The organism is Mucilaginibacter sp. OAE612, assembly GCF_041806395.1.
Lineage (GTDB): Bacteria > Bacteroidota > Bacteroidia > Sphingobacteriales > Sphingobacteriaceae > Mucilaginibacter > Mucilaginibacter rubeus.
Genome location: NZ_JBGMUW010000001.1, coordinates 6,445,876 through 6,459,117, shown reverse-complemented (window position 1 = coordinate 6,459,117; position 13,242 = coordinate 6,445,876). Strand labels below are relative to the sequence as shown.

Sequence of the window (13,242 nt, the reverse complement as noted above, 5' to 3'; positions counted from 1 at the left end):
GGATTTAAAGGGCAAGGTACTATTGTTTAAAAATATCCAAATTATGAAAAAGCGATTTTTATTGTGCACAGCCCTTTTATCATGCACCATTATGGCCCGGGCACAAAAACCGGATACCGCACAAGTGCTGGTACACTACAAGTTTTCCCACATCAGGGATACTACCAACCGGGAGCACCCCTACACCGAGAACATGGTTTTGATTGTGGGTAAAAATGCCGGGGTTTACAAAAGTTATGACAAGCAGTTGCAGGATGCGCTATTCAAAAAACAGGTGCAGGAACAGATAGCCAACTCAGCCGACGGACATGTAAATATCCAGCGGAGGTCATCGGGCTCGGGTACGGATTATTACCAGCTCCCGAACGAAAAAAAACTGGCAAGGAAAGAACCGCTCCTGTTCAATAGCTATCTCATAACGGATGCCCTGCCCGCCATCGAATGGAAAATAAGCGGAGATACAGCAACGTTTGGTGGCTTGCATTGCCAGAAAGCAACAGGTCATTTCAAGGGAAGGGATTATACGGCCTGGTTCAGTCCTGATCTGCCGCTGCATATAGGCCCCCTGGAAACTCAATGGACTACCGGGGGTGATTGTAGAGGCTTATGATACCAAAAAAGAAGTTTATTTTAAGTTTGACGGGATTGAAAAAGCGGTCATCTCTCCGCAAAAAAGTGATCAGCCGGCCAGCCCGGCTCCTGATAACCAGGGACGGATGGCCGTGATGATAGGCATGGACGATCAGGTTGGCGATCCAAATATCATCCAGCTCCCCACCAATGCCATTAAAACTACCGAAAAGGAGTTTTCCAAATTGCAGGAGGCCATGCGAAAGGATCCGAATGCCTTTGCCCAGTCAATGGTGGCTGCACAGGCGGCAAGCCAGGGCAGGCCAGCCCCAAAAATCGATATCAGGATCGGGCCGCAGCCGGTGATCAATAACCCGATAGAATTGCCTGAAAAGAAATGAGCCGGATTATAAAGTCAGTATGGTTGCTGGTTATAGGGTTACTATTTTCGGCTCCCGGCTTTGGTCAAAGTATTAAGGGCACAGTGAAAGACAGCACCGGGAAACCGGTGCCTTATGCCACCATTAACCTCAAAAACGCGGCCACTAATAACATTATAAACTATACCATAACCGATACCAAAGGCACCTACATTTTGCCGCTCCCGGCCAATACACCTATGAGCGGCCTGCTGGTCGAGGCGCGTTGTATAGGCTATAAAAATCAGAGCAGGGGCATTACGGATTTGCAGGCGCCTGTTGATTTCACTTTGTCTGTTTCCGTCAACCAGTTACAGGCCGTAGTGATTAAAAGCAGCCGGCCGGTGTTGCGGACAAACGGTGATACCCTAAGCTATAAAGTATCTGATTTCAGCAGTGTGCAGGACAGGGTTATTGGCGATGTGATTAAAAAACTGCCGGGTATAACGGTTGCCGCTGACGGCAGGATCAGCTATAACAATAAACCGATCTCCAACTTGTACATCGGCGGTGATAACCTGCTGGACGATAAATATAATATTGCTACCACTACCATTCCCCAAGGTGCGGTAGACCAGGTGCAGGTGATCCAGAACCACCAGCCCGTTAAAGTGCTCCAAAATAAAGTAGTGAGCGATGATGTGGCGCTAAACCTCAGCTTCAAAAAAGGCGCTAAATTGCAGATGGTGGGGCAAGAGAGCATCAGCGCGGGCTTACCTGGCAATTATGATGTGGATTTGAATGCCATGATGTTTAAGGATAAGTACAAGGCCATTAATTACCTTAAAGGCAATAACACAGGTAACGACCTGCAACAGGACCTGGTATCGCACAATTTTGCCGATTATATGCAGCAGATCGATAACGATGTACCGGCCACCATGTTATCGCTTGGTTCGGTGAATGACCCGGCTTTATCACGTAACCGGTATTTATTCAATCGCTCGGGGATCCTCAATCTCAATAACCTGGTCAATTTTAAAAAGAATGTGCAGATGAAGATCAATGCTTATTATTTGCGCGATGCCCGGCGTCAGGACTACAGCCAGCACACCACCATCTTTTTACCCGGCGATACGGTACGCTATAATGAAACGCAACGTAACCGCTTCCGCCCCGACATATTGCATACTCAGTTTACGCTGAACATTAACCAGGATAAATATTACCTGAACGATGTGTTGCTGATGGATAACAACCGGTCCACCAATTACTCAGACCTGAATACAAACGGCAGCATGGTGAACCAGGTATTTAAAGATAACGCGCTGAATTTTTCTAATGAATTTAACCTGATCAAATCCTTAAGATCAAACAACATTATCCAGGCTTACTCCTATATCAGTCATTCGACTGAGCCTGAGAGCAGGACAATTGGGCCGGACTATAACAATCCAATATTCAACAATAATGTACCTTATGCTCAGTTGGTACAAAATGTAAATGTACCTGCATGGTATACCAATAACTATATCTCTTTCAAAATACCGTCGAACCTTATCACGCAAAGTTTCAGAACAGGGTTCAGCGTTCAATCACAAAAGTTAAACTCAGATCTAAACGTTGTACAGGCAGATAACACGGTTAACCTTGAACCAGACAGTTCCATCAACCATTTAAACTGGACCAGGAAAAAACTGTATGCCGAAGCAGCTTATGATCTGCCAGGCAGTATCCTCAAAGTGAACCTCACCTTGCCGTTAAGCCTGCAGCAGATCAATTATTCGGATAGCCTGTATGCCCTGCGTAAGGGTTTAACCAGGTTATATTTCAATCCGCAGCTAAAAGTAAAATATCAAACCGGGATGGAGAACTACCTGAATTTGTTTTACAGCTACCGCAATGAGGCGGGTACCGTAGAAGATATGTACCAGGGCTATATCCTGAAGGATTACCGGACACTTTATGCCAATAATGCCGGCCTTACCGAACGGCAGAACCAGTTGGCCGCCCTTGGATTTAACTACCGCAAAGCGCTAACCCTTTTGTTCGCCAGCCTGAACATTGTTTATAACCATATCGCTTCCAATAATATCGCTTCAGAAGTAATTACCAACACCCTGCGGCAGCGTGTAGTACTGCCATATTCCAACAGTACCGATTCGTGGACGGTGAACGGCACTGTCAGCAAATATTCCTTTGCATTAAAAACCACTTTCAGCGGAGGGGTAAAATGGCAAAGTAATAAGTCGGTGCAGATCCAGAATAGCGCGCTGCTTCCTTTCAATACCATTTCCAGAACTATAAATGCCGGCGCGGATACCAAAGTGAATGAGCAGATAAACTTTAGCTATAAAGCTGCATTTACCCAAATCCAAAGTCATTCAGCAGCGGAGGCATCAACTTATCATATTAATCAGTTGCTTCAGCAAGCATCGATCAATTATAATCCTGTAACCAATTTACAGTTCAAATTATCAGGCGAGCATTACTTCACCCGCCAGCAAGGTAATCCTGACCTTAAATACTTTTTTGCAGATGCCTCGGCAAAATTCAGGGTCGAAAAATGGAAGACCGACCTGGAACTGAGCGTTGCTAATTTCCTGAACGTAAAAACTTATAACACGCTTTACTTATCAGCCAATACATTAACTGCCAGTTCGTACACCTTGCCGGGAAGGATTATATTGCTCAAAATAATGTTTCATATTTGAGTGGTGTCAGGTTTTTTCAGGCAACCTATCCGGCCTGCTGCTCCTCTTCCGTCAGTTTCAGCAATGTGGCTTCATTTTTTATGCGGATGCTTTTGCCCGATATTTCGATGATCTCCTCATCGATAAAATCATTAATGGTGCGAAACAGTGATTCATAGGCCGCACCTGTAAATGAGGCCAGGTCCTGCCGGGTAAGTTCAATCTTGATAAAGCCCTGTTCATTTAGCCCGAATTTGTTTTTAAGCGAAATAAAAGCCTGGGCTACGCGGCCTTTAACCGGCATGTGTGCCAGGTTGCGCATCCGTTTTTCCGATTCCTGCAATTCGTTGGCAAAGAAGCGCATCAGCTTAATAACAAAGTTATTGTTAACCTGCAGTGTACTTTCAAAAAAGGGCATTTCGATATAGCAAATTATACCTGCCTCAATGGCTGTGGCCGAAACCGGGTAAAACTCTGTGTTACCCAACCCGAGGTGTCCGACAATATCACCTTCGCGGGCAAACCGGAGAATAAGCTCTTTTTCCTTATCCCACTTTTTATGAACCTTTACCGTGCCCGAATAAACAAAGTAAATGCCGGTAACGGGATCACCTTCTTTAAAGATCTGCTGCCCCTTTTTTACAACGATATTTTTCCTGGCGGCGCTGATTGCCGGGATCCAGTCGGGCAGGCAGTGTGTACATAAAAAGCAAGTCCCCAAATCGCATTTATCTTTGTTTTTCGCCATTTATTGATGTGTATTTAAGCCGGTGCTGTTATAAAAACATGCTAATTTATTAAAAGCGGCGGCCTTTTGGCTGTTCCCAGGTAGCCATGTTAAAAATAACTCCCAAACTTAACAATACCGCACCGCCAAAAACAGGCCATGGAAATGAGCGGATGCCATTGATGTTAATGCTCCACGGATGGGAATCGAAAGGATTAACGGTATTCAGGTTCCTGAATAGCAACAATCCGGCAATGATGCTTGCGGCACCTAAAACAGAAAGAATAATGCTGGTAATTTTCATAATTATTGTTTGTGCAATGATTTTTATTAAAAACTAAGCAAATGTTGAATAAAAACATTGCATGTGCAATATAAAATTGAAAATAAATTTATTTATGCTGCTTTAAGTATTACCTTTGCAAGAAAAATAGCACAGTCCCCTAAAACGGAACGGGACTAATCAAAACATGGAAACAAAACAGAACGCCATCCCGGTTTCGCCCTCATTAAATGATCTTTACAATTTTAAATCCGGCTTAAAAGGCACCAGGCAAATGAAAACAAGGCTAATCTTTATATCGGCACTTTGTATTCTTATTGCCGGCCTTATCAGCGTAATAGCCAAAGGCCTTATCTATCTTATTAATATCGTTACCAATATCTCATTTTACGGAATGCTGGATGCCGGCTTTCACAGCCCGGCCAATAACCATTTGGGTTTATGGGTAATTGTTATACCGGCTATAGGCGGCATTATAGTAGGCATTATGGCCCTGTATGGCTCCAAGGCGATCAGGGGGCATGGCATACCAGAAGCAATGGAGCAGATCCTGGTAAATAAAAGCAAAATAAAACCGATTATAACTTTTCTGAAACCCGTATCATCGGCCATAGCCATAGGTACCGGCGGGCCATTTGGCGCCGAGGGACCTATTATTGCAACCGGCGGGGCACTTGGTTCAACCTTTGGCCAGTTATTCAAAATATCGCCCAACGAGCGTAAAATTATTTTGGCAGCAGGAGCAACAGCGGGCATGTCGGCCATATTTGGCACACCCATAGCAGCGGTGTTTTTAGCTATTGAGCTGTTGCTGTTCGAGTTTTCGCCCCGGGCCATATTACCGGTGGCATTAGCTTGTATCACCGGAGCAGCCGGGCACCATCTGTTATTTGAAGCCGGACCTGTATTCCCGATGCCTGATGTAGATACACCTTCAAATACCGCCCTGGCTATTTATAGCATCATTGGCCTGGTCATTGGCTTTATATCATTGGGGCTTACCAAAATAGTTTATTTTATTGAAGATAGCTTTGAAAAACTGCCCATCCACTGGATGTGGTGGCCTGCAATTGGTGGCCTGGCGGTAGGCCTGATAGGTTATTTTGCACCGCACACCCTCGGCGTAGGATATGATAATATTATTACTATTCTTTCGGGCACATTATCATTGATGCTAATTGTGCGTTTGTGTTTATTCAAATTTCTTTCATGGGCTATAGCCCTGGGCAGCGGCACTTCGGGCGGTACGCTTGCTCCCTTGTTAACCATTGGCGGCGCGGCCGGTGCGGCTTTTGGCGCATTGGTACACCTGGTATTTCCTGATGCGGGCATAAGTGTTCCAATAGCTGCGCTTATTGGTATGGCCGCTATGTTTGCAGGCGCTTCAAGGGCTTATTTAACCAGTATCACCTTCGCGCTGGAGGCTACCATGCAATCGCATGCATTACTGCCTTTGCTTGGTGCCTGCACAGCATCGTACCTGGTTTCATTCTTCCTGATGGAAAATACCATCATGACCGAAAAAATTGCCCGCCGTGGGGTATACACCCCTGATTCATACGAACCTGATCTGTTACAGGTATTGACTGTTGCCGACGTTAATAATGAAGTTGGTGAAACCTTAAAAAGCAATAGTACCATAGCCGAAACAAGGGCCCGGCTTACCGGAAATAATATTACCCAAAGTTTTTTTATAGTGACTAAAAATGATGGCAGCTATGCAGGCATGGTTAGCCTGACCGACATTTATAATCATAGTATTTCTGCCGAACTCACTATAAGTAATATAACCAAGGCAAGTAAACAGGCCGTGAGGAGTAATGATCCCCTGAAACGTGTTGTGGAGATCATGGCTGAAGAATCAGCAGAGGTGCTTCCCGTTATTGCCGCCGGAAATACCATAGCCGGGCAAATCTCCTATAAAGAGATCTTAAACACCTACTATCAGTATGTTGCCGAAAACCGGAAGCAAAACACGCAGATCTCCCTTAAACGACGTAGACTTAAAATTGCCGCCCGTGGCCGCAGCAGGGCTAAATCTTAAAAACAAAAGGCGTTTGAATTAAAAAAGAAACCCCGCGTGATCTTACGTCACGCGGGGTTTCTTTTTTTCTGAACGTTCCTGTCTCGTAAAAAATTAAATACGCCGAAACTGGGTTATTGCTTATTTATTCTATAGCTTTGATTTATAAAATGTTGCCGCTTGTTTAGCAACGTTTTATCCTCCATTTCTGCCAATTACACCTGTTTGATTTAACGTTGCTGTTGAAAGTAATATTTAACCATTAAATCATATTTTATGAAAAAATTTGTAATTGAAAGGGAGCTGCCCGGCGCCGGTAACCTGTCGCCCGAAGAATTACAGGCGATTTCACAGGCATCGTGTTCGGTTGTGAATGAATTGGGTAAGCCCTACCATTGGATCCAATCGTTTGTTACTGCCGATAAGATCTATTGCATCCACATTGCCGAAAGTGAAGATGTTATTCGCGAACATGCCATGAAAGGCGGCTTCCCGGTAAGCAGTATTGCCGAAGTTAAGGCCATCATTGACCCAACAACAAGCACCGCGACAGTTTAATATGATTGTTGTTAAAAGAAGAAAGGCCCATAATTTTATTACAGGCCTTTCTTCTTTTTAATTTGGTATTGGTTAATTCCCGACCGAACCCTGTGAGCCGGTTTTAAACAACGGATCTTCTTTAAAATAAGCACCACCGTTAAAACTAATCACATAATCAGATTTGAAATGCGTACTTTTTTTATAATAATCGGTGCTGATGATCTGTGCACCTGATTTTTGCGCTGCTATAAACGAGCTCATATCATTTGCGCGGGCTTCTTCTGTATCCGAGTCGGCACGGGTACGGATAATGTAACCTTTCTTAACCAGTTTTTGAATGGCTGCCAGGTCCTTTTTAGCATCATTTATAATGTGAATGGCGGCTTCAGGTGTGCCCGGCAATGCATCGGCAAACAATACACGGCCTTTTAACGATGGGTGACCGGCGATATAGGCAGCTCTTTTTTCGCCTTTTTCATCAAGAATAAAAATGAACTTCCCTTTGGCCGCTTTCAACGTCGGCCAGTTGTTATGCAATACGGCAGCTTCAAGGGTTTTGTATGTGCCGCGCACATCATCCGGGGTAATTAAATATTGTTTGCCCAGGTTGTTTAAAATTTCTTTATCCAGATTGTCAAAGGTTTTAGCTGTAAATTTTTCCGGAACAGTGAACCCTGGTTTTTTTGACGGCTCGTCTTTAGCATTCATGGTAATGTAAATGGGATTATGATCAGGATGTTCATCACTCCATTTCTTCAACTCCTGCAGGCAAAGCTTAAAAGTTGCGCAGTTGCTGCGGTAGTCGATATCTTCAATATGAAAAACCTTAAAACCAGGTTCTTTCATTACGCCCCGGGTATCAAACGCCGGCTGTCCCGGCACCCAGTCCAACCCTTTGGGGTGGGCATATCTGCCACCTTTGGTATCAGCATAAACGTCAATTTCCAAAGCGTTTAATCCTAAATTAAGCTGGTCGGTAAGACTGATGTGCTCATAATCTATCTTACTCATACCAACCGAATCGCGCTTTTGCAAAAAACGGAATAGTTTGGGATCAATTGCCTGCTTATAGCTGTTGTGCGATCCTATTACCTGGAAATGGTTCATTTTCTGGTCGCCTGGGTTGCTCAATAGCGCTGATGCTGAAAGAATAATGCCCCCAATTAATCCGCCTGTAAGTTTCATTTTGGTAAATATATTATTGGTTTAACAAAACAAGCGCAAAAGGCCTGGCTTTTGCGCTTGTATAAAAAATGTTACTAATTAATAACCCGGGTTCTGTTTCAGGTTAGGGTTGGTTTTTAATTCGGTTGATGGAATCGGATATAACCTACGGGTTGGATCGGTGTTCATTTTCAGGTCGTCCGTTTTGCCGCCCATAACCGGTAGTGGATATTCTTTCTCAAACAAACCATAGCGGATCAGGTCATTACGGCGCCATGCTTCCCATGAAAGCTCACGTGCGCGCTCATCCAGCAAAGCATCCAGGTCAATTGATGTAGCAAGCTCCGCGTGGGCACGGCTGCGTAGTTTGTTTACCAAAGTAAGCGGAGTTTGTGCGTCACCGTTTATGGTAGTTGGAGTAGCGCCGCGTAATATAGCTTCTGCTTTCATCAGGTAAATATCGGCCAAACGGAATACCGGTACATCGTTACTGTTTAAACGGGTAGCCTGGATGATGTTAACATCAGGATAGTATTTAATTGAACGTACACCTTCCGATTGTGAGGTTGTCACATCATTACCCAAATCCATTGGTTTTAAACCGGTAAGGGTTAGGGTTGGGATGATGTTAATTTGCTTGGTTGCGTTCGGGGCCGGGTAATAAACAGGTTGGTTAGTGAAGCCGCCATTGCCATCAGGATAATATTGCGGTCCCGCAAGCCATGTTTTGCTACGGTCATCGCCAGGAATGTTAAAGCGGTTATAAAACTCAGGTGTGGTGCTCATGGCAATACTTAAGCCTACGTTGAAGCCATAGGCCTGGGCCAGGTAATAAAAGAAACCGAAACGGGTAAACTGGTTGCCCGGAATTTGCTGGTCGTAAGGAACGGCAAAAATAGTTTCATTAATCTGCGGACCGTTGGTTGGCAAAAATATGTCGCGGTATTTGGCATCCAGGAAATAATTGGTGTTAGCCTGTACGCTATCACACATGGTAACGGTTTCCTGGTAACGGGTGGTGCCTGTATATATACCAGAGTTCAGGTACATTTTTGCAAGCAGGGCAAACACCATGCCTTTTGTCGGGCGGCCGTACTGGCCTACGTTTGTTGCTGCGTTGCTGGTTTTAGCGGGCAATAACGGCAAAACGCTTTTAAGCTCGCTTTCAATAAACTCATACACTTTTGCGCGTGGCTGATTGGTCGGTTGCGTAGTTACCGGAAAGTCGGTGATGATAGGAACGTTTCCATACAGGTCCATCATGAAGTAAAGGTACAAGGCGCGCATTGCTTTAACCTCGGCAATTGATGACGCTTTTTTTTCCGCTGTTGATGATGAGGCATTGATAACGGTGATAATACGGTTACAAGTGTTGATACCGCCGAAACCCCACTGCCATACGCCTATGACGTTAGGATGGTCAAATGTCCAGGTGTGGTAGTGTAACTGGCGGTACTGGCCACCGTCGTCGAAGTTACCGTCGCGGGCAGGCAAAATAGCCTCATCGGTCGACATATCCTGCATGCGCCAGTATGGTACTGCGTAACTTGACGACAGGTTTGAATAAATGGTACCCAGTAATGCCGTATAATCGGCATCAGTAACCGGGAAGTTTGATTTTACATATTGTGATTCAACAGGTACATCTAATTTTGTACATGAATATGTGCCAATCATGGTAGCGAAAGCGGCACATGCTAAAAATATCTTTTTCATCTTTTGTCTTTCTGGGTTTATTAGAATTGTGCGGTTATACCTAAGCTGAACGTGCGTGTTTTAGGATAGAAATCGCGGTTATCGATACCCGGGGTTAAACCGCCGATATTAACTTCGGGATCAACACCACGGTATTTTGTGATGATAAAAATGTTGTTACCCGATGCATAAAAACGCAGGCTTTTTATAGCCTGGATGTGTGGCTTAACGGTATAGCCCAAAGTAGCGTTATCCAAACGCAGGTATGAACCACTTTCAAGGAAACGATCAGAGATTAGGTAGGCGTTGATATCCTTAAATGATTCGCCCAAAGTGAACCTTGGGATGTTCTGCAGTCTCGCGTCGGCCGGGTTGTTCAATGAGGCAAGCGTTGCATTCAGTATCTTGTTGCCATATACGCCGCGAACCAGGAAATTAAGATCAAAGTTTTTATAGAAGAAGCTGTTGCTCCAGCCATAAACCAATTTGGGCTGGGCGTCATATTTTATAAACTGATCAGAAGTTAAGGGCTGGGTTGCCACTACCGATCCATCGGCTTTTTGGTAGGTACTTACACCATTGGCGTTTTTACCCATATAGTGCCACAGGTCAAAAGTACCAATAGCATAACCAGGCTGTATGATCTGGCTGTAATTGCCTGATTGGCCTTTACCGCCCAACTGGGCCGTTTGAATAAAAGGAAGCGTGAACCGGCTGTTTGATAAACTTTCAACAACGTTTTTGTTATGCGAAACGTTGAATGAAGTGCGCCATGTAAAGCTTTGCGATTTTACTGGTATCGCGTTTATGACAACCTCAATACCGTTGTTTTTAATTTTACCTACGTTGGCTGTATAAAACGGATAGAAATATAAAGTAGATGAAACCGGATAGGTAGCGATCAGATCGGATGTTTTTTTAACATAGTAATCAACCGAACCGGTAATGCGGTTATTCAATATACCAAAATCCAAACCGATATTGGTTGTACCGGTACTTTCCCATTTCAAATCGGGGTTATCATTACGTACCGGGCCGATAGGATTAACAATGTTACCATTGCTTAAAAATTTACCACCACCAGGAGGCACGCCATAAATCAGGCGGGCAGTAAAGGCATCGAAGCCTAAGCTGTTACCCGAAACACCATAACCTGCTCTTAATTTCAGGTCGCTGATAACCGGGATCGATTTCATAAAATCCTCGCTAATAATCTTCCATCCGACAGATACAGCAGGGAAGTAACCGTGACGGGTATTTAAACCAAATGCAGATGAACCGTCTTCCCTGATTGAAGCCTGCAGCAAGTATTTATCAGAAAACTGATATTGCGCACGGGCATAAAACGATATCAACCTTAAAGTTGAGATATAGGTAATAGCCGGAGCATTAGAGTTTATAGCATAATTAGGATTAAAAATTATTTGCGAAAGCTGGGTAGGATTAGAGAACGGCAAATAATTGTAGGTTAGGGCATCGTTTGAAAAGTTTTGGGTTTGTACGCCAAAACCATCATTGTTACGATCTTGCTGATAAGAGTAACCGCCCAATAATTTCAATGAGTGCTGGCCAAATACCCGGTCGTAGTTAAAATAAGCTTCTACTACGTTACTGGTATTAGTGTAAGCACTGCGGCTGGCCACGCCATGAGCGTTAACAAAGATGCCCGATTGGCTTGTTGAGTAAATGTTAACGTTGTTCTGCTCTTTTTGGGTTGACCCGGTTAAGGTGAATTTCAAGCCTTTTAAAATGTCAACCTGTGCCGACCCGTTTATTAAAGTTTTGTTGTTTTCTGTTCTTATAAAGTTATTATCAATTAATGATAAAGGGTTTAACGGGCCACTGCCTGTACGGGTGTAATTTTCTTTATAAGTACCATCGGGGTTAAACGGGCTTACTGTTGGCAGATAAAATAAAATGCCCGATAACACCTGGCTTTGATATATGTCATTGTTTTTAGTAGCGCTATTGGTTAAATTAATGCTCAGTTTTAAACGGTCATTAAAAAAACGCTGATTGATATAACCTTTGTAAATGGTACGCTCAAGGCTGGTATTTTTTAATATACCATTGTTTTTTAAATAATTGACACTTGCCCCATATTCCGAATTGGTACCCGCACCACCGTATGAAAGGTTATGGTTTTGCGAATAACTGGTTTTTTCGGCTAATTTTTGCCAGTTGGTGTTTGAGCCATCGTCGTCTGTTGGCTTTGAAAGCGCGGCTACACCATTGTCGGCGAGGTATTTGCGAAGTTCGTCGGCGGTAAGTACGTCAATGTTTTTTGATACTTTTTCAACAGCGCCATAGCCGCTGTATGTTAACCTGGTTTGGCCGGTTTTAGCTTTACGGGTAGTAACAATGATTACACCATTTGACGCGCGTGAACCGTATATAGCGGTTGATGACGCGTCCTTTAATACATCAATGCTTTCGATATCGGCAGGAGCCAAAAGATCTATTGACGCGCCTGGTACGCCGTCAATCACATAAAATGGTTGCTGTGCAGCACCTTCACGAAACGTTGACGGCCCCCTTAAAATGGTGGCAGGCTGTTTGTTAGGGTCACCGCTTTTGGTAATGTTTAAACCGGCAACTTTACCCTGCAATAGTTCGGCAGGAGTAGTTAAAACGCCGTTGTTAAATTCTTCGGCTTTTACCGAGGTAATAGCGCCTGTTACATCTTTACGGCTGGCTGTGCCGTAACCAATTACCACAACATCTTTAAGCTGTTTGGTATCGGTAACCATCGTAACATTTACCGTGTTCTTTTCGCCAACAGTAACCTCCTTTGGTACCGAACCTAAAAAGGTAAATTTAAGTACATCGCCGGCGCCGCTTGTTTTTACGGTATAGGCACCGTTAGCGTTGGTTGAGGTTGATCGCCCCGAACTTTTTACGGTCACCACTACGCCGGGTAAAGGAAGATTACTTTCATCGGTAACGGTACCCTTTATAGTGCCGTCCTGTGCAAAAACCGCTGACGAGGCCATAAGCATCAGCATAAAAAGACAAATCGTTTTACCCGATCTGTGCCATAATCTAAGAATAGATCTGTAGTTTTTTTCCATAGTTTTTAATTAAAGATAAACCCCTGTTTTAATAGTTGCCCAAGTTGAGATAGGAGGGCGATAATTGGTGCAAAGCAACGGTAGTTTTATTATCAGGAAATAAATATAGGGTTAACT

At 44.0% G+C, this 13,242-nt stretch carries 10 protein-coding genes; 5 read left to right on the top strand and 5 right to left on the bottom strand.

What is annotated here, in order from left to right; translation table 11 throughout:
* Positions 1-43 precede the first annotated feature (43 nt).
* Genes ABID99_RS27120 through ABID99_RS27110 form a run of 3 tightly spaced genes read left to right on the top strand, consistent with a single transcriptional unit; the run spans position 44 to position 3,643 of the window.
* The gene (locus ABID99_RS27120; RefSeq protein WP_373615715.1) at positions 44-610 is read left to right on the top strand and encodes a GLPGLI family protein; all 567 of its coding nucleotides are present in this window, start codon (positions 44-46) and stop codon (positions 608-610) included.
* Complete coding sequence (locus ABID99_RS27115; protein ID WP_373615714.1) at positions 591-971, top strand: hypothetical protein; 381 nt, start codon at positions 591-593, stop codon at positions 969-971. The genes ABID99_RS27120 and ABID99_RS27115 overlap by 20 nt, the downstream gene beginning before the upstream one ends.
* Entirely contained in the window at positions 968-3,643 is a 2,676-nt protein-coding gene (locus ABID99_RS27110; RefSeq protein WP_373615713.1) for a carboxypeptidase regulatory-like domain-containing protein, read from the top strand. The genes ABID99_RS27115 and ABID99_RS27110 overlap by 4 nt, the downstream gene beginning before the upstream one ends.
* A gap of 25 nt (positions 3,644-3,668) precedes the next feature.
* Here the strand turns inward: ABID99_RS27110 and ABID99_RS27105 are convergent, their stop codons facing one another.
* Complete coding sequence (locus ABID99_RS27105; RefSeq protein ID WP_176626524.1) at positions 3,669-4,370, bottom strand: Crp/Fnr family transcriptional regulator; 702 nt, start codon at positions 4,368-4,370, stop codon at positions 3,669-3,671.
* 49 nt (positions 4,371-4,419) lie between these two features.
* Positions 4,420-4,653, bottom strand: coding sequence for a hypothetical protein (locus ABID99_RS27100; protein WP_090533632.1), 234 nt, complete (start codon positions 4,651-4,653; stop codon positions 4,420-4,422).
* Between the two features lie 166 nt (positions 4,654-4,819).
* Between ABID99_RS27100 and ABID99_RS27095 the strand changes: the two genes are divergently transcribed.
* The gene (locus tag ABID99_RS27095; RefSeq protein ID WP_373615712.1) at positions 4,820-6,676 is read left to right on the top strand and encodes a chloride channel protein; all 1,857 of its coding nucleotides are present in this window, start codon (positions 4,820-4,822) and stop codon (positions 6,674-6,676) included.
* A gap of 255 nt (positions 6,677-6,931) precedes the next feature.
* Positions 6,932-7,213 (top strand): DUF4242 domain-containing protein, encoded by a 282-nt coding sequence (locus tag ABID99_RS27090; RefSeq protein ID WP_090533628.1) that lies wholly within the window; start codon positions 6,932-6,934, stop codon positions 7,211-7,213.
* A gap of 72 nt (positions 7,214-7,285) precedes the next feature.
* On the opposite strand, the gene ABID99_RS27085 is transcribed toward ABID99_RS27090, so the two are convergent.
* From ABID99_RS27085 to ABID99_RS27075, 3 genes are all read right to left on the bottom strand, one after another.
* Positions 7,286-8,380, bottom strand: coding sequence for a phosphatidylinositol-specific phospholipase C1-like protein (locus ABID99_RS27085; RefSeq protein WP_373615711.1), 1,095 nt, complete (start codon positions 8,378-8,380; stop codon positions 7,286-7,288).
* 78 nt (positions 8,381-8,458) lie between these two features.
* Positions 8,459-10,075 carry a RagB/SusD family nutrient uptake outer membrane protein gene (locus ABID99_RS27080; protein WP_176626521.1) on the bottom strand — a complete coding sequence of 539 codons (1,617 nt, stop codon included), beginning with the start codon at positions 10,073-10,075 and terminating at the stop codon, positions 8,459-8,461.
* 20 nt (positions 10,076-10,095) lie between these two features.
* Positions 10,096-13,125 (bottom strand): SusC/RagA family TonB-linked outer membrane protein, encoded by a 3,030-nt coding sequence (locus tag ABID99_RS27075; RefSeq protein ID WP_090533621.1) that lies wholly within the window; start codon positions 13,123-13,125, stop codon positions 10,096-10,098.
* Between the last annotated feature and the right edge of the window lie 117 nt (positions 13,126-13,242).